The organism is Parafrankia discariae, from assembly GCF_000373365.1.
Taxonomy (GTDB): Bacteria; Actinomycetota; Actinomycetes; order Frankiales; family Frankiaceae; genus Parafrankia; species Parafrankia discariae.
In genome coordinates, this window is sequence record NZ_KB891102.1 from 12,146 (window position 1) to 12,435 (window position 290).

Annotated in this window: 1 pseudogene (cut by a window edge); it reads right to left on the minus strand. The window is 68.0% G+C overall.

Going from position 1 to position 290, the window contains the following annotated elements:
• Positions 1-290: pseudogene (locus B056_RS34590) on the minus strand (beta-ketoacyl synthase N-terminal-like domain-containing protein); its annotated part runs 516 nt beyond the window's last position; the annotation flags it as partial.

A 290-nucleotide genomic window follows, 5' to 3' on the forward strand; every position in this document is an offset into this window, starting at 1 on the left:
CCGGTGCCGTCGGCGGCGTCGGCGTACGCCTTGCACCGGCCGTCCGCCGCCAGACCACCCTGCCGCGAGAAATCCACAAACACCTCCGGCGTCGCCATCACCGCCACCCCACCCGCCAACGCCAACGAACACTCACCCGACCGCAACGACCCCACCGCCAGATGCACCGCCACCAACGACGACGAACACGCCGTGTCCACCGTCAGAGCCGGCCCCTCAAAACCAAACGAATACGCCACCCGACCCGAAGCCACACTGCCCGNNNTNCCGATNCNGANNTAACCCTCNAG